Annotated in this window: 14 protein-coding genes; 12 read left to right on the forward strand and 2 right to left on the reverse strand. The window is 73.1% G+C overall.

Annotated features, from left to right (window positions below; all coding sequences use genetic code 11):
• The first annotated feature begins 186 nt into the window (after positions 1 to 186).
• Both ACIBTS_RS05170 and hemW read left to right on the forward strand, forming a co-directional pair.
• The gene (locus ACIBTS_RS05170; RefSeq protein WP_399316703.1) at positions 187 to 2265 is read left to right on the forward strand and encodes a SpoIIE family protein phosphatase; all 2079 of its coding nucleotides are present in this window, start codon (positions 187 to 189) and stop codon (positions 2263 to 2265) included.
• Positions 2266 to 2401: 136 nt separating this feature from the next.
• Positions 2402 to 3634 (forward strand): radical SAM family heme chaperone HemW, encoded by a 1233-nt coding sequence (gene hemW / locus ACIBTS_RS05175; RefSeq protein WP_399316706.1) that lies wholly within the window; start codon positions 2402 to 2404, stop codon positions 3632 to 3634.
• A gap of 83 nt (positions 3635 to 3717) precedes the next feature.
• Here the strand turns inward: hemW and ACIBTS_RS05180 are convergent, their stop codons facing one another.
• Positions 3718 to 4539, reverse strand: coding sequence for a DUF3097 domain-containing protein (locus ACIBTS_RS05180; protein ID WP_319676218.1), 822 nt, complete (start codon positions 4537 to 4539; stop codon positions 3718 to 3720).
• Positions 4540 to 4572: 33 nt separating this feature from the next.
• Complete coding sequence (locus ACIBTS_RS05185; RefSeq protein WP_399316708.1) at positions 4573 to 5289, reverse strand: MBL fold metallo-hydrolase; 717 nt, start codon at positions 5287 to 5289, stop codon at positions 4573 to 4575.
• A 159-nt stretch (positions 5290 to 5448) separates the two neighbouring features.
• Here ACIBTS_RS05185 and hrcA point away from each other — a divergent pair, with 159 nt between their 5' ends.
• From hrcA to ACIBTS_RS05235, 10 genes are all read left to right on the forward strand, one after another.
• Positions 5449 to 6465, forward strand: coding sequence for a heat-inducible transcriptional repressor HrcA (gene hrcA / locus ACIBTS_RS05190; RefSeq protein ID WP_319336734.1), 1017 nt, complete (start codon positions 5449 to 5451; stop codon positions 6463 to 6465).
• Positions 6466 to 7602, forward strand: a complete 1137-nt coding sequence (dnaJ, locus tag ACIBTS_RS05195; RefSeq protein WP_079662344.1) for a molecular chaperone DnaJ — start codon at positions 6466 to 6468, stop codon at positions 7600 to 7602. It begins immediately after the preceding gene.
• A 131-nt stretch (positions 7603 to 7733) separates the two neighbouring features.
• Complete coding sequence (locus ACIBTS_RS05200) at positions 7734 to 8861, forward strand: nitronate monooxygenase (protein WP_399316710.1); 1128 nt, start codon at positions 7734 to 7736, stop codon at positions 8859 to 8861.
• The gene (locus tag ACIBTS_RS05205; protein WP_399316712.1) at positions 8858 to 9628 is read left to right on the forward strand and encodes a 16S rRNA (uracil(1498)-N(3))-methyltransferase; all 771 of its coding nucleotides are present in this window, start codon (positions 8858 to 8860) and stop codon (positions 9626 to 9628) included. Before ACIBTS_RS05200 ends, ACIBTS_RS05205 begins: the two co-directional genes overlap by 4 nt.
• 16 nt (positions 9629 to 9644) lie before the next feature.
• A complete protein-coding gene (locus ACIBTS_RS05210; protein ID WP_399316713.1) occupies positions 9645 to 10037 on the forward strand; it encodes a VOC family protein in 393 nt (130 codons plus the stop codon).
• A 73-nt stretch (positions 10038 to 10110) separates the two neighbouring features.
• Positions 10111 to 10608, forward strand: coding sequence for a hypothetical protein (locus ACIBTS_RS05215; RefSeq protein ID WP_399316715.1), 498 nt, complete (start codon positions 10111 to 10113; stop codon positions 10606 to 10608).
• A gap of 45 nt (positions 10609 to 10653) precedes the next feature.
• Positions 10654 to 13860 (forward strand): S41 family peptidase, encoded by a 3207-nt coding sequence (locus tag ACIBTS_RS05220; protein ID WP_399316717.1) that lies wholly within the window; start codon positions 10654 to 10656, stop codon positions 13858 to 13860.
• Positions 13861 to 13986: 126 nt separating this feature from the next.
• Positions 13987 to 14340, forward strand: coding sequence for a histidine triad nucleotide-binding protein (locus ACIBTS_RS05225; RefSeq protein WP_399316718.1), 354 nt, complete (start codon positions 13987 to 13989; stop codon positions 14338 to 14340).
• Between the two features lie 6 nt (positions 14341 to 14346).
• Positions 14347 to 15252 carry a ribonuclease Z gene (locus ACIBTS_RS05230; protein WP_319675240.1) on the forward strand — a complete coding sequence of 302 codons (906 nt, stop codon included), beginning with the start codon at positions 14347 to 14349 and terminating at the stop codon, positions 15250 to 15252.
• A 20-nt stretch (positions 15253 to 15272) separates the two neighbouring features.
• Positions 15273 to 16262, forward strand: a complete 990-nt coding sequence (locus tag ACIBTS_RS05235) for an adenosine deaminase (RefSeq protein WP_319675241.1) — start codon at positions 15273 to 15275, stop codon at positions 16260 to 16262.
• Positions 16263 to 16266: the final 4 nt, after the last annotated feature.

Consider the following 16266-nt stretch of genomic DNA (forward strand, 5'->3'; position numbering starts at 1 on the left):
TCGGGGGGCGGAGCGCGCATGCTCGGATTCCGCCCCTCAACCACCCCTCTTCGAGCACGCGCGTACACATGTGTACACACGCGTAGCACGGTTCTCGCCCAGGACGGCCGAGTTCGGTAACCCAGCGCTCATGGCCGAGATCGGTCTGTCACCCTGTGGGCATCCGAACCGTCCGGGGAGCTGCGCATGGGGGCCATTCCGACGCAACGGGAGACAGCCTCCCGGGCCGGCGGCGCGCCCGCGCGTCCGGGCGGCCTCCCGCACACCCGCGCGAACCTGGCCGGCAGCCCCCTCGCGCCCGGCGCCGCCCGCGACCTGGTCCGCGCCGCGCTGACGGAGTGGGCCGGCCTCGGTCTGCCTGGCGGCGAGGAACTCGACGAGCGTCTCGCGCAGGACGCCACGCTCGTCGTCAGCGAACTCGTCACCAACGCCGTCGTGCACGCCGGAACCGACGTCGAGCTGGGGTGCCGGCTGGAGGAGGAGCCCGGGCAGCCCGGCGGCCGGCTCGCGGTCGTCGTCGAGGTCTCCGACCACCACCCCTCCCGCGCCCCACGCGACGACGGCGCCCCGGAACCGCCGTACGAGACACCGGAGTACGGCCGCGGGCTGCGCATAGTCGCCGGGCTCGCCGACGCCTGGGGGGTGACGTACCGCAGGGGGACGAAGACGGTCTGGGCCCGCCTCCTGCCGAGCGCCGCGCCCTACGACATCGACCTCGAAGCCCTCGGCGACAACCCCTTCGACCCCAACCACGCCCACGAGCACCACGCGAACCGCACGGACCACGCGAACCGCACAGACAACGCGAACCGCACGGACCACGCGAACCGCACGGACCACGCGAACCGCACGGAGCATCCGGATCACTCCGACCGCTGCGGCGAGCGCTCGGACGGCTTTCGCGACCCCGTCCCGGGGCTCCTCGAAGCCCTCGCGCCCGAGCCGCGGAAGCCGGTCGGCCGCCGGGACCGGGAGTGGCTCAACCGGGGCGCGCTGTCCTTCCTCGCCGAGGCCTCGGATCTGCTCGCCGGACAGCTCGACGAGGACCTGGTGGCCGCGCTGACCGGACAGTTGCTCGTGCCGCGGCTCGCCGACTGGTGCGCGGTGTGGCTGGAGGACGAGGTCAGCGGGCGCGGCGAGTGGACCGGCGGGCCGGGGCCGCGGCTGGCCCGCGTCTGGCACGGCAGCGAGAACCTCATCGAGGACCTGCGCCGGGCCCTGGAGAAGGACCCGCCGTGTCCGCCGTGTCCGCCGGACGGCGGCCCGCGCTCCGGACCCGAACTGTTTCCCTGGCCCGGCGCGGCGCTCGGCGGCCCGGGCGCGGCCCTCGCGTACCGGCTGATCGCGGGCGGCCGTCCGCTGGGCACCCTGGTCATCGGGCGGGCCGGGCTGCTCGTCTTCCCCGACGAGGTCACCGGGCTCGTCGAGGACCTGGGCCGGCGGGTGGCGCTCGCCATCGGCGCGGCCCGCCAGTACGCCCGCCAGGTCACCATCAGTGCCGTACTGCAGCGCGGGCTGCTGCCCGGCGCGGTCGCGGAGATCCCCGGGGTGCGCAGTGCCCTGGTCTACGAGCCGCGTGAACAGGGCGGCCCGAGCGGCGACTTCTACGACCTGTTTCCGGCGGGCGACGGCCGCTGGTGCTTCGCGATCGGCGACGTCCAGGGCAAGGGCCCGGAGGCGGCCGTCGTCATCGGCCTGGCCCGGCCCTGGCTGCGGCTGCTGGCCCGCGAGGGGTACGGCGTCGCCGACGTCCTGGACCGCCTCAACCAGCTCCTCCTCGACGACGCGACGGAGGCCGCCGACGCCGCCGCCCGCGCCTTCGTCGGCCCCGCCGGACCGGGCGACGGCCCGCAGACCCGCTTCCTCTCCCTCCTCTACGGCGAACTGGCCCCCTTCGAGGGCGGCGTCCGCTGCACCCTCGCCTCCGCCGGACACCCGCTGCCGCTGCTGCTGGGCCCGGACGGCTCGGTCGCCACGGCCGCGCACCCGCAGACGCTGCTCGGGGTCATCGAGGACGTCACGTACACCAGCGACAGCCTGGAGCTGCGGACCGGGGACAGCCTGCTGTGCGTCACCGACGGGGTGACGGAGCGGCGCTCGGGCTCCCGCCAGTTCGACGACGAGGACGGACTGGCCGTCGCGCTCGCGGGCTGCGCCGGCCTGGACGCCGAGCTGATCGCGGAACGTATCCGACAACTGGTGCACGAGTTCGGGGACCTACCCCCGGAGGACGACCTGGCCCTACTGGTCCTCCAGGCCGAGTAGGCGGGGCAGGGCGGGGCAGGGCGGGGCAGGGGGGGCGAAGCAGGGCGGGGCCGGTCGGCAGGCGGAGTGTGACGGGAGCGTGGGTGAGGGGGCGGAGGCGTCCGGGGTCTGTGTGGGGGTGCGGGACAATGGGCGTATGCCTTCCGCACTCCCCGATGGCGAACCGGTCCCCGGCGACGGCGCGCTTCCGGCGCACGCGCTCGCCGGCGCCGCCGACCGTCCCCTCGGGTTCTATCTGCACGTCCCTTACTGCGCGACCCGCTGCGGCTACTGCGACTTCAACACCTACACCGCCACCGAGCTGCGCGGCACCGGCGGTGTCCTCGCCTCCCGCGACAACTACGCCGACACCCTGATCGACGAGGTCCGTCTCGCCCGCAAGGTCCTCGGCGACGACCCGCGCGAGGTCCGCACGGTCTTCGTCGGCGGCGGCACACCGACGCTGCTGGCCGCGTCCGACCTCGTACGGATGCTGGGCGCGATCCGCGACGAGTTCGGCCTCGCGGCGGACGCGGAGGTGACGACGGAGGCGAACCCGGAGTCCGTCGACCCCGCCTATCTCGCCACTCTCCGCGAGGGCGGTTTCAACCGGATCTCCTTCGGGATGCAGAGCGCGAAGCAGCATGTGCTGAAGGTTCTCGACCGCACGCACACCCCCGGCCGGCCCGAGGCGTGCGTGGCGGAGGCGCGGGCCGCGGGCTTCGACCATGTCAACCTGGACCTGATCTATGGCACCCCGGGCGAGTCGGACGACGACTGGCGGGCCTCGCTGGACGCGGCGCTGGGCGCGGGCCCCGACCACGTCTCGGCGTACGCGCTGATCGTCGAGGAGGGCACGCAGCTCGCCCGTCGGATCCGCCGCGGCGAGGTCCCGATGACCGACGACGACGTACACGCCGACCGCTACCTGATCGCGGACGAGGTGATGTCGGCCGCGGGCTACGACTGGTACGAGGTCTCCAACTGGGCCACCTCCGAGGCGGGCCGCTGTCTGCACAACGAGCTGTACTGGCGGGGCGCCGACTGGTGGGGGGCGGGGCCGGGGGCGCACTCGCACGTCGGCGGGGTCCGCTGGTGGAACGTGAAGCATCCGGGGGCGTACGCGGCTGCTCTCGCGGGCGGCCGCTCGCCGGGCGCCGGACGTGAGCTTCTGTCCGACGAGGACCGGCGCGTGGAGCGGGTCCTGCTGGAGCTGCGGCTGAGGGATGGGGTTCCGCTGGCGCTGCTGCGGGAGGCCGGGCTCGCGGCCGCAGGCCGGGCGCTCACGGACGGCCTGCTGCAGCAGGGGCCGTACGACGAGGGGCGGGCGGCACTGACCCTGCGGGGCCGGTTGCTGGCGGACGCGGTGGTACGGGACCTGGTCGACTAGCACCCGCCCTGAACCGGGGCGGTTGCGCGCCTGTTCTGGGCCGGGGTGGTTGCGAAATGTGTTGAGGTGTTGAGGTGGGGCCGTTACGGGGTCTGCTCGGCCGGGGTCGTGACGAAATCGATCAGTTCCTCCACCCTGCCGAGCAGCTCCGGTTCCAGGTCCTTGTACGAGGTCACCCGTTTCAGGATGGCCTGCCACACCGCCCCAGTGTTGTCCGACGGCCAGCCGAGGGCCCGGCACACGCCTGTCTTCCAGTCCTGGCCGTGGGGGATCCGTGGCCAGCCGGCGATGCCCAGGGACGCCGGCTTCACCGCCTCCCAGACGTCGATGTACGGGTGGCCGACGACCAGGGCGTGTTCGCTCGTGACCGACCGGGCGATGCGCCACTCCTTCGTGCCGGGCACGAGGTGGTCCACGAGGACTCCCAGCCTGGCGTCCGGGCCGGGGGCGAACTCGGCGACGATCGACGGCAGGTCGTCCACGCCCTCCAGGTACTCCACGACCACGCCCTCGACGCGCAGGTCGTCGCCCCACACCTTCTCGACCAGCTCGGCGTCGTGCCGGCCCTCGACGTAGATGCGCCCGGCGCGGGCGACCCGCGCGCGTGCGCCCGGTACCGCGACCGAACCGGAGGCGGTACGGGTGGGACGTACGGGCCCGGAGGACGGCGGTCTCACGAGGGTCACCACCCGGCCCTCCAGCAGGAAGCCGCGCGGCTCCAGCGGGAACACCCGGTGCTTGCCGAAGCGGTCCTCCAGGGTGACCGTGCCCGCCTCGCAGCGGATCACCGCGCCGCAGAACCCGGTGCCGGGCTCCTCCACCACCAGGCCGGGCTCCGCCGGGACCTCGGGGACGGGCTTCGGCTTCTTCCAGGGAGGGGTCAGGTCGGCGGAGTACTGGCGCATTCGGATGACGATAGGAGAAGCCGCGAGACGGGTTTACGGCGACACGCCGAACCGGGCCGCCAGCGCGTCCCGCTGCGCCCGCACGAACGCCGCGTCCACCACCGCCCCGTGACCGGGCACGTACAGCGCGTCCTCACCACCCAGCCGCAGCAGCCGGTCGAGGGCGTCGGGCCAGCGGGAGGGGACGGCGTCCGGCCCGGCCTGCGGCTCGCCGGACTCCTCGACCAGGTCGCCGCAGAAGACGACCTCGGGTTCGCCGGGGACGAAGACCGCCAGGTCGTGCGCGGTGTGGCCGGGCCCGACGTTCGCCAGCAGCACCTGCCGGCCGCCGCCCAGGTCGAGCGTCCACTCGCCGGAGACGAGGTGCCGGGGCCGCACGAGCGCGTCCGAGGCCTCCGCGGCCGCCGACTCGTCCAGGCCGTTGCGCAGTGCGTCCGCCCGCAGCTCCTTACCCGGCACGGTGTCCACGCCCACCGCCCCGAAGACCTCCGCGCCCGCGAACGCCGCCGCGCCGAAGACATGGTCGAAGTGGGGGTGGGTGAGCGCGAGATGGGTCACACGTCCGCCAGTGAGCTCCTCGGCCTGCGCCCGCAGCCGCACCCCCTCCGCGAGACTGGATCCCGCGTCGATCATCAGCGCCGCGCCCGCCCCCACGACCAGCCCCGCCGTGCAGTCCCAGCCCGGCAGCCGGCACCGCCCGACCCCGGCCGCGACCCGCTCCCACCCGAGCTCTTCCCAAGTCACCGTCATACCGCGACGCTAGCCCTACGACGCTGCACCGGGGCCGACCTTGCCCCCGGTGTACCCCACAGCCGTACACTGGGCCGGGGAACGCTGGCACTCGGATGTGAAGAGTGCCAGGCGAGGCGCCCAGGGGACTGGGGGACGACTGCTGGAGGTGTGCGCGCAATGCTGAGTGAACGCAGGCTCCAGGTGCTGCGCGCCATCGTCCAGGACTATGTCGGCACCGAGGAGCCCGTGGGGTCGAAGGCGCTCACCGAGCGGCACAGCCTCGGCGTGTCCCCGGCGACGGTCCGCAACGACATGGCCGCCCTGGAGGACGAGGGGTACATCGCCCAGCCGCACACCAGTGCGGGGCGCATCCCCACGGACAAGGGCTACCGGCTGTTCGTCGACAAGCTGGCCGGCGTCAAGCCGATGACCGGTCCGGAGCGGCGGGCCATCCAGAACTTCCTCGACGGCGCCGTCGATCTCGACGACGTCGTGGCGCGGACGGTGCGGCTGCTGGCGCAGCTCACCCGGCAGGTCGCCGTTGTGCAGTACCCGTCCCTGACCCGTTCGACCGTGCGGCACGTGGAGCTTCTCTCGCTCGCACCCGCGCGTCTGATGCTCGTGCTGATCACGGACACCGGGCGGGTCGAGCAGCGGCTGGTGGACTGCCCGGCGCCCTTCGGGGAGACCTCGCTGGCGGATCTGCGCGCGCGGCTCAACAGCAAGGTCGCGGGCCGCCGGTTCTCCGACGTGCCGCGTCTGGTGGAGGACCTGCCGGACGCCTTCGAGGCCGACGACCGCGGTACGGTCACGACGGTGCTCTCCACCCTGCTGGAGACGCTCGTCGAGGAGAACGAGGAGCGGCTGATGATCGGCGGGACCGCCAATCTCACCCGCTTCGGACATGACTTTCCCCTCACCATCCGGCCCGTCCTGGAGGCCCTGGAGGAGCAGGTCGTGCTCCTCAAACTCCTTGGCGAGGCGGGGGATTCGGGCATGACCGTACGCATCGGTCACGAGAACGCCTACGAGGGACTCAACTCCACTTCGGTGGTGTCGGTCGGCTACGGTTCGGGCGGCGAGGCAGTCGCCAAACTCGGCGTGGTCGGACCGACCCGCATGGATTACCCGGGAACGATGGGAGCGGTACGAGCGGTGGCACGGTACGTCGGACAGATCCTGGCGGAGTCGTAAGTGGCCACGGACTACTACGCCGTCCTCGGCGTGCGCCGCGATGCGTCGCAGGAAGAGATCAAGAAGGCCTTCCGGCGGCTCGCGCGCGAGCTGCACCCGGACGTCAACCCGGATCCGAAGACCCAGGAGCGGTTCAAGGAGATCAACGCCGCCTACGAGGTGTTGTCGGATCCGCAGAAGAAGCAGGTCTACGACCTCGGCGGCGACCCGCTGTCCCAGTCGGGCGGCGGTGGCGCGGGCGGCTTCGGCGCCGGTGGCTTCGGGAACTTCTCCGACATCATGGACGCGTTCTTCGGCACGGCGTCCCAGCGGGGCCCGAGGTCGCGGACGCGGCGCGGTCAGGACGCGATGATCCGGCTGGAGGTGGACCTGGAAGAGGCTGCCTTCGGCACCACGAAGGACATCCAGGTCGACACGGCGATCGTCTGCGCCACCTGCAGCGGTGAGGGCGCGGCGCCGGGGACCACCGCCCAGACTTGTGACATGTGCCGCGGTCGCGGTGAGGTGTCGCAGGTGACACGGTCCTTCCTGGGCCAGGTCATGACGTCCCGGCCCTGCCCGCAGTGCCAGGGCTTCGGCACCGTGGTCCCCACTCCCTGTCCGGAGTGCGCGGGCGACGGCCGCGTGCGGTCCCGTCGCACGCTGACGGTCAAGATCCCGGCCGGTGTCGACAACGGCACCCGGATCCAGCTCGCGGGCGAGGGCGAGGTCGGCCCCGGCGGCGGTCCCGCCGGCGACCTGTACGTCGAGATCCACGAGCTGCCGCACAACATGTTCCAGCGGCGCGGCGACGACCTGCACTGCACGGTGACGCTCCCGATGACGGCGGCGGCCCTCGGCACGAAGGTGCCGCTGGAGACGCTGGACGGGCTGGAGGAGGTCGACATCCGGCCCGGCACCCAGTCCGGGCAGTCGATCCCGCTGCACGGCCGGGGCGTCACGCATCTGCGGGGCGGCGGGCGCGGCGATCTGATCGTCCACGTCGAGGTGCAGACGCCGACGAAGCTGGATCCCGAGCAGGAGCGGCTGCTGCGCGAGCTGGCCAAGCTGCGCGGCGAGGAGCGGCCCACCGGGCAGTTCCAGCCCGGTCAGCAGGGTCTGTTCTCGCGGCTGAAGGACGCGTTCAACGGGCGCTGAGGCCCCGCGCGCACGCTGAGCAGTCCCGGAAGGGCACCCTCCACGGGTGTCCTTCCGGCATGTCTGCCAGAGGCCTGTGCCAACCGGCGGTCGGATTCGGACTTGTTCAAAGGACGTGACAACATGCCGTCATGTCCTCCGCACTGACCGATCTCTTCCCGCACCCGATCGTGCAGGCCCCCATGGCGGGCGGCGTCTCCGTCCCGAAGCTCGCCGCCGCCGTGGCCGAGGCCGGCGGGCTCGGCTTCCTGGCCGCCGGGTACAAGACGGCCGACGGCGTGTACCAGGAGATCAAGCAGCTGCGGAGTCTCACCGCCCGCCCCTTCGGCGTGAACCTCTTCATGCCGCAGCCCGAGTATCCCGGTGCAAGCACCGGCTCCACTGGAGCGGCTGTCGCCGCGCCCCCTGCTGCCGGCGCCGTCGAGGTCTACGCCCACCAGCTGGCCGGCGAGGCCGCCTGGTACGAGACGGAGCTCGGCGACCCCGACAGCGGACGCGACGACGGCTACGACGCCAAGCTGGCCGTGCTGCTGGACAACCCGGTGCCGGTGGTGTCCTTCCACTTCGGCGTGCCCGGACCCGAGGTACTTCAGGCCCTGCGGCGCGCGGGAACCTTCACCCTCGTCACGGCGACCACCGTCGAGGAGGCCCTCGCGGTGGAGCGGGCCGGCGCAGACGCGGTGATCGTGCAGGGCGTGGAGGCCGGCGGCCACCAGGGCACCCACCGGGACATCCCGGAGAACGACGGCTCTGGCATCGGGCTGCTCTCCCTGATCGCCCAGGTCCGCGAGTCCGTGAGCCTGCCGATCGTCGCCGCCGGCGGCCTCATGCGCGGCAGCCAGATCGCCGCGGTCCTCGCGGCCGGCGCGAGCGCCGCCCAGCTGGGCACCGCGTTCCTCGCCACCGCCGAGTCCGGCGCGCACGCCGTGCACAAGCAGGCGCTGACCAACCCCCTCTTCGTGCGCACCGAGCTGACCCGTGCCTTCTCCGGCCGCCCGGCCCGCGGCCTGGTCAACCGCTTCCTGCGCGAGCACGGCCCGTACGCGCCCGCCGCCTACCCGGAGGTCCACCACCTCACCTCGCCGCTGCGCAAGGCGGCCGCCAAGGCGGGCGACGCGCAGGGCATGGCGCTGTGGGCGGGACAGGGCCACCGGCTGGCCCGGGAGCTGCCCGCCGGGCGGCTGGTGGAGGTACTGGCGGCCGAACTCGCCGCGGCGCGGACAGCGTTGTCGGAGTTCGGGGACGGCGGCGCGGCATGACCGCGCCCGTCTTCGTCGTCGACGAACTGCCGGGCGGCGGGCAGGGCGGTCGAAGTGGGCAGGGCGGTCGGTTCGTCCTGGACGGTCCCGAAGGCCGGCACGCCGTCTCCGTGAAGCGGCTGCGGGCCGGCGAGGAGATCGTCCTCACCGACGGCGCCGGGCGCTGGGCGCCGGGCGAGGTCGTCGCCGCCGAGGGCAAGGACCAGCTGGTCGTGAGCCTCGGTGAGGTGACCGAGGAGCCCGCCGAGGAGCCCCGGATCACCGTCGTGCAGGCCCTGCCCAAGGGCGACCGCGGTGAGCTGGCCGTCGAGACGATGACCGAGACCGGCGTCGACGCGATCGTGCCGTGGGCGGCCTCGCGCTGCATCACACAGTGGAAGGGCGACCGCGGAGCGAAGGCGCTCGCCAAGTGGCGGGCCACCGCCCGCGAGGCCGGCAAGCAGTCCCGCCGGGTCCGCTTCCCCGAGGTCGCCGAGGCGGCGACGACCAGGCAGGTGGCGGAGCTTGTGGCCCGCGCCGACTTCGCCGCCGTCCTGCACGAGGACCGCGACTACGGCAGCGGGCCGCTCGCGACGGCCGAACTCCCGTCCTCCGGTGAGATCGTGCTGGTCGTCGGCCCCGAAGGCGGTGTCTCGCCACAGGAGTTGGCCGTGTTCGAGGAGGCGGGTGCGAAGGCGTACCGGCTGGGTCGTACCGTGTTGCGTACGTCGACCGCCGGGACGGCCGCGACCGCCCTGCTGCTGGGTCGCACCGGCCGCTGGTCCTGAACACCGGGGGGATTTCGTGGAACTCGCCCAAGTGCGGCTCCTCGTCACCGACTTCGCCGCGTGCTACCGGTTCTACGCCGAGGTCCTCGGCCTCAGGCCGCAGTCGGAGGCGGCGAACGGGCCGTACGAGAAGTTCAGTCCCGCGACCGGCTCGGCGGGGATCGCCCTTCAGGACCGGGCGATGATGGCCGAGGTCCTCGGTGAACTGGGCGACGCGACGGCGGGCCACCGCTCGCTGGTGGTGCTGCGCGTCGACGATCTGGACGTCTACTGCGCGCAGCTCACCGCCCGCGGCGCGACCCTGCTGCACGGCCCGGCTCCGATGACCGACCGCATGCGCGTCGCCCATCTGAAGGACCCGGAGGGCAACCTGGTGGAACTTCAGGAGTGGCTGCTGCTGCGCGGCTGAGTTCCATGGGGTCGGCGTAGAACGGCTGTATGAGGTCTTCCGCGGGGCCTGCCCGAGTGGCACGCTGCCCTCCATGGGGGCTTTGAGGCGGATTTGGCTACTCCCGGTCGTGGTCGTCGTGGCGGGCGCCGCCGTGGCGTGCGAGCCGGGCGGGCTGAGCGCCATGTCCGTGGCGTACACCACCGACCAGGCCGCGACGGCGGAGATCGAGCGGCGGGACGTGAAGGTGCGCTGGCTGACCTGCACGGCTCAGTACGAGGACCGGGCGAAGGCGGAGGCGGTCGCCTCCGTCGACTGCAAGGGGCAGACCGGTGACGGGAAGGACATCACCGTCACCGGGAAGATCACGCGGGCGGTCGACGGTGCGTGCGTGCGCGGGGACCTGACCGCCGTCGTGGGCAAGAAGCAGCTGTTCCGGGTGAGCGGCCTCGGCGACTGCAGGTCGGCGACGCCGTCGCCGGTCAAGCCGTCCGGTTCCGCGCAGCCCGGCGGCCGGCCGACCGTCACGGTCACGGTGACCGTCACCGAGACCGTGGACGGCGGCGGAGGCGGCGGCGGGGCAGGGAAGTGATCGAAACCCCTGACCTGCGGTGCCGTAGCTGAATACAGTGATCTGGTGACACAGTCCGCGACGCCTGCCGCATACTTCCGATTCCCGCACCTGCACGGCGAGTCGGTGGCCTTCGCCGCCGAGGACGACGTCTGGCTGGCCCCCCTCGACGGGGGTCGCGCCTGGCGGGTCAGCGCCGACAACATGCCGGTCTCCATGCCCCGTATCTCGCCCGACGGCACCACCGTCGCCTGGACCTCCACCCGCGACGGCGCCCCCGAGGTGCACATCGCCCCCGTCGACGGGGGACCGTCCACCCGCCTGACGTACTGGGGGAGTTGGCAGACCCGGGTGCGCGGCTGGACCCCCGACGGTCAGGTCCTCGCCGTCAGCACCCACGACCAGGCGACCCTGCGCCGCAGCTGGGCCCGCGCCGTCCCCGTCGACGGCGGACCCGCGACCACCCTGCCGTACGGGCCCGTCGGCGCGGTCGCCCACGGCCCGCACACCGTGCTGCTGTCCGCGCCGATGGGCCGCGAGGCCGCCCACTGGAAGCGCTACCGGGGCGGCACGGCCGGCAAACTGTGGATCGACCGGGAGGGCCAGGGCGAGTTCGTCCGGCTGCACGAGGAACTGGACGGCAACATCGAGTACCCGGTGTGGGCGGGGGATCGGCTCGCGTTCCTGTCCGACCACGAGGGCACGGGAGCCCTGTACTCCTCCCTCGCCGACGGCTCCGATCTGCGCCGGCACACCCCCCTCGAAGGCTTCTACGCCCGGCAGGCCGCCGGCGACGGCACACGGATCGTGTACATGTCCGCCGGGGAACTGTGGCTGTTGGACGACCTGGACGGCGCCGAGCCGCGCCGGCTCGACATCCGCCTCGGCGGCCAGCGCACCGACCGCCGCCCCTACCAGGTGACCGCCGCCCGCTGGCTGGGCGGGGCCGCGCCCGACCACACCGCGCGCGGCAGCGCCGTGGAGATCCGCGGGGCCGTCCACTGGATCACCCACCGTTCCGGGCCCGCCCGCGCGCTCGCCGCCGAACCCGGCGTACGGGCCCGTCTGCCGCGCACCTTCCGCACGGAGGGCGAGGAGTGGGTGGTGTGGGTGACGGACGCGGAGGGCGAGGACGCGCTGGAGTTCGCCCCGGCCACCGGCACGGCCCCCGGCGCCACCCCGCGCCGGCTCGCCGCCGGACAGCTCGGCCGGGTCCTCGAACTCGCCATGGCGCCCGACGGCAGCCGGGCCGCCGTCGCCGTCCACGACGGGCGGCTGCTGCTCGTCGAGCGGGAGACCGGCGAGGTCCGCGAGGTCGACAGCAGCCCCGACGGCGAGGTCGGCGATCTGGCCTTCTCGCCGGACTCGGCCTGGCTGGCCTGGTCGCACCCGGGCCCGCGCCCGCTCTCCCAGATCAAGCTCGCCAATGTCACAGACCTGTCCGTCACCGAGGCGACCCCGCTGCGCTTCAGGGACTACGCGCCCGTCTTCACCCTCGACGGCAAGCACCTCGCGTTCCTCTCCACGCGCGCCTTCGACCCGGTCTACGACCAGCACGCCTTCGACCTGTCCTTCGTGGCCGGCGCCCGCCCGCACCTCATCACCCTCGCGGCGACGACCCCGTCCCCGTTCGGACCGCAGCGCCACGGCCGCCCCTTCGAGGCCCCCGACAAGGACGAGACGCCCGACAGCGAGGGCGCCCCGACCACCCGTATCGACCTCGAAGGCCTCGCCGACCGGATCGTGCCCTTCCCGGTCGAGGCCGGCCTCTACGCCGGCCTGGCCGCGGCGAAGGACGGCGTGCTGTGGCTGCGCTACCCGGTGCGCGGTGTCCTCGGCGCCTCCCGCGCCACCCCGGACGACCCCGATCCCGACACCGAGCTGGAGCGCTACGACCTCGCCCAGCAGCGCATCGAGCACCTCGCCGCCGACGCCGACGGCTTCGAGGTCAGCGGCGACGGCAAGCGGCTGCTGCTGTGGACCGACGGCAAGCTCAAGGTCGTCCCCAGCGACCGGCGCGCCTCGGGCGACGAGGACAGCGACAGCAACGTCACCGTCGACCTCGGCCGGATCCGCCGCACCGTCGACCCGACCGCCGAGTGGCGGCAGATGTACGACGAGACCGGCCGGATCATGCGGGACAACTTCTGGCGGGCGGACCTCGGCGGCGTCGACTGGGACGGCGTCCTCGACCGTTACCGGCCGGTGCTGGAGCGCGTCGCGACCCACGACGACCTCGTCGACCTGCTGTGGGAGGTGCACGGCGAACTCGGCACCTCGCACGCCTACGTCATGCCGCGCGGCGGCCGCGGGGGCGGCGGCGCCCGGCAGGGCCTGCTCGGCGCGGACATCTCCCGTCACGAGGACGGCAGTTGGCGCATCGACCGGGTCCTGCCCTCGGAGACCTCCGACCCCGACGCCCGCTCGCCGCTCGCCGCACCGGGCGTCGCGGTGCGGGCGGGGGACGCGATCGTCGCCGTCGGCGGCCATCCCGTGGACCCGGTGACCGGGCCCGCACCGCTGCTCGTCGGCACGGCGGGCAAGGTCGTCGAGCTGACGATCTCGCCGTCCGGCGGGGGAGAGCCGCGACACGCGGTCGTCGTCCCCGTCGCCGACGAGGAGGCGCTGCGCTACCACGCGTGGGTCGCGGACCGGCGGGCGTATGTGCACGAGGCCTCCGGCGGACGGCTCGGGTATCTCCACGTGCCCGACATGCAGGCGCCCGGCTGGGCCCAGATCCACCGTGATCTGCGGGTCGAGGTCGCGCGGGAGGGGCTGATCGTGGACGTCCGGGAGAACCGGGGCGGGCACACCTCCCAGCTGGTCGTCGAGAAGCTCGCCCGGCGCATCGTCGGCTGGGACGTGCCGCGCGGCATGCGGGCGTCCAGCTACCCGGAGGACGCGCCCCGCGGGCCCGTCGTCGCCGTCGCCAACGAGTTCTCCGGCTCCGACGGGGACATCGTCAACGCGGCGATCAAGGCGCTCGGGATCGGGCCGGTGGTGGGCACCCGCACCTGGGGCGGGACGATCGGCATCGACAGCCGGTACCACCTCGTCGACGGGACGCTCGTCACCCAGCCCAAGTACGCGACCTGGTTGGAGGGTTACGAGTGGGGCGTGGAGAACCACGGCGTCGACCCCGACGTCGAGGTCGTCTGCCGCCCCCAGGACTACGGCGCGGGCCGCGATGTCCAACTGGACGAGGCGGTGCGGTTGGCGTTGACGGCCCTGGAGACGACCCCCGCCAAGACGCCGCCGCCCCCGCTGCCCTGACCCCCAGGGGGCTCCGCCCCCTGAACCCCGCCCCCGACTCGCTTGCGGGAAAGGTGAGCAAACCCGGGACAGCAGCCCCCGGATACGATGCCCCGGCAAGAGATCACCGGCCCGAAGGAGACCCATATGGCAGGGGAGCCGCAGGACGACTGTCTGTTCTGCAAGATCGTCGAAGGGCACATTCCGGCGACGATCGTGCGTGAGACGGAGACGACCATCGCCTTCAGGGACATCAACCCCCAGGCGCCCACCCACGTCCTGGTCATCCCCCGCGTGCACTACGCGAACGCCGCCGAACTCGCCGCCGCCGAACCCACGATCGCCGCGGACATGCTGCGCGAGGCGCAGGCCGTCGCCGACGAGGACAAGCTGGAGAGCTACCGCATCGTCTTCAACACCGGCGCCGGCGCCGGACAGACCGTGTTCCACGCCCACGCGCACGTCCTCGGCGGCCGCGGCCTGCACTGGCCCCCCGGGTAAGTCGCCGTGTCCGTACGCGAACTCGTGGTCCTCGGGACCGCCAGCCAGGTCCCGACCAGACACCGCAACCACAACGGCTACCTCCTGCGCTGGGACGGCGAGGGCATCCTCTTCGACCCGGGCGAGGGCACCCAGCGGCAGCTGCTGCGCGCCGGCGTAGCCGCGCACGACCTCAACCGGATCTGCGTCACGCACTTCCACGGCGACCACTGCCTCGGTCTCGCCGGAGTCATCCAGCGCATCAACCTGGACCAGGTCCCGCACCCGGTCACCGCGCACTTCCCGCGTTCCGGGCAGCGCTTCTTCGACCGGCTGCGCTACTCCACCGCCTACCGCGAGACCGTCGGCGTCACCGAGGCCCCGGTCGACGCGGACGGCCCCCTCGCCACCACCGCCTCCTACACCCTCGAAGCCGTCAAGCTCTCCCACCCCGTCGAGTCCTACGGCTACCGGCTCGTCGAACCCGACGGCCGCCGCATGCTGCCCGACCGTCTCGCCGCGCACGGCATCAAGGGCCCCGACGTCGGCCGGATCCAGCGGGAGGGATCCATCGCAGGCGTCGTTCTCGACGACGTCAGCGAACCGCGCCGCGGACAGCGGTTCGCGTTCGTCATGGACACCCGGCTGTGCGACGGGGTGCACGCCCTCGCCGAGGGCGCGGACCTGCTCGTCATCGAGTCGACCTTCCTCGACGAGGACGAGCCGCTCGCCGTCGACCACGGGCATCTGACCGCCGGCCAGGCCGCCCGCGCCGCCCGGGACGCAGGGGTCCGCCACCTCGTCCTCACCCACTTCAGCCAGCGCTACTCCGAGCCGGAGGAGTTCGAGCGGCAGGCGCGGGCCGCCGGGTTCGAGGGCGAGCTGACCGTGGCGCACGACCTCCTGAGAGTGCCGGTTCCGAAACGGAGATGAATCGGCCGTACGATGCTTTGATGCCCCTCCCCAAAGCTGAACTGCACCTGCACATCGAAGGCACCCTGGAGCCGGAGCTGGCGTTCGAGCTTGCCGCCCGCAACGGCGTCGCGCTGCCGTACGCCGACACCGAAGAGCTCCGCGAGAAGTACCGGTTCGAGGATCTGCAGTCCTTCCTGAACCTGTACTACGAGCTGATGGCGGTCCTGCGCACCGAGCGGGACTTCGAGGACCTCGCGAACGCCTACCTGGCCCGCGCCGCCGCGCAGGGCGTGCGGCACGCGGAGATCTTCTTCGACCCGCAGGCCCACCTCGCGCGCGGGATCGACATGGGCACGGTGGTGGAGGGCCTGTGGCGGGCCCTCGGCAGCAGCGAGGCCGAGCACGGCGTCTCCACCCGGCTCATCCTCTGCTTCCTGCGCGACGAGTCCGCCGAGTCGGCCCTCGCGACGCTGGACGCGGCCAAGCCCTACCTCGACCGGATCGTCGGCATCGGGCTGGACTCCGCCGAGGTCGGGCATCCGCCGGTGAAGTTCCGCGAGGTGTACGAGGCCGCCGCCGCGCTGGGGCTGCGGCGCGTCGCGCACGCTGGTGAGGAGGGGCCGCCGGAGTACATCACCGAGGCCCTCGACGTCCTCGGCGTGGAGCGCGTCGACCACGGGCTGCGCTGCATGGAGGACGCTGCCCTCGTGGAGCGGCTGGTGCGGGAGCGGATCCCGCTGACGCTGTGCCCGCTGTCCAACGTACGGCTGCGCGCCGTCGACGCCCTCGCCGACCACCCGCTGCCCGCGATGCTCGACGCGGGCCTGGTCTGCACGGTCAACTCCGACGACCCCGCCTACTTCGGCGGCTACGCCGGCGATAACTTCGACGCCGTACGCACCACCCTCGGCCTGAGCGAGGAACGGCTGCGCGAGCTGGCCCGCAACTCCTTCGTCGCCTCCTTCCTGGAGGACGACGAGGAGCGGCGGGCCCGGTGTCTCGCCGAGGTCGACGCGTACGTCTTCTAGGGCC

The sequence above is a fragment of the Streptomyces sp. NPDC050121 genome, from assembly GCF_044460385.1.
Lineage (GTDB): Bacteria > Actinomycetota > Actinomycetes > Streptomycetales > Streptomycetaceae > Streptomyces > Streptomyces soliscabiei.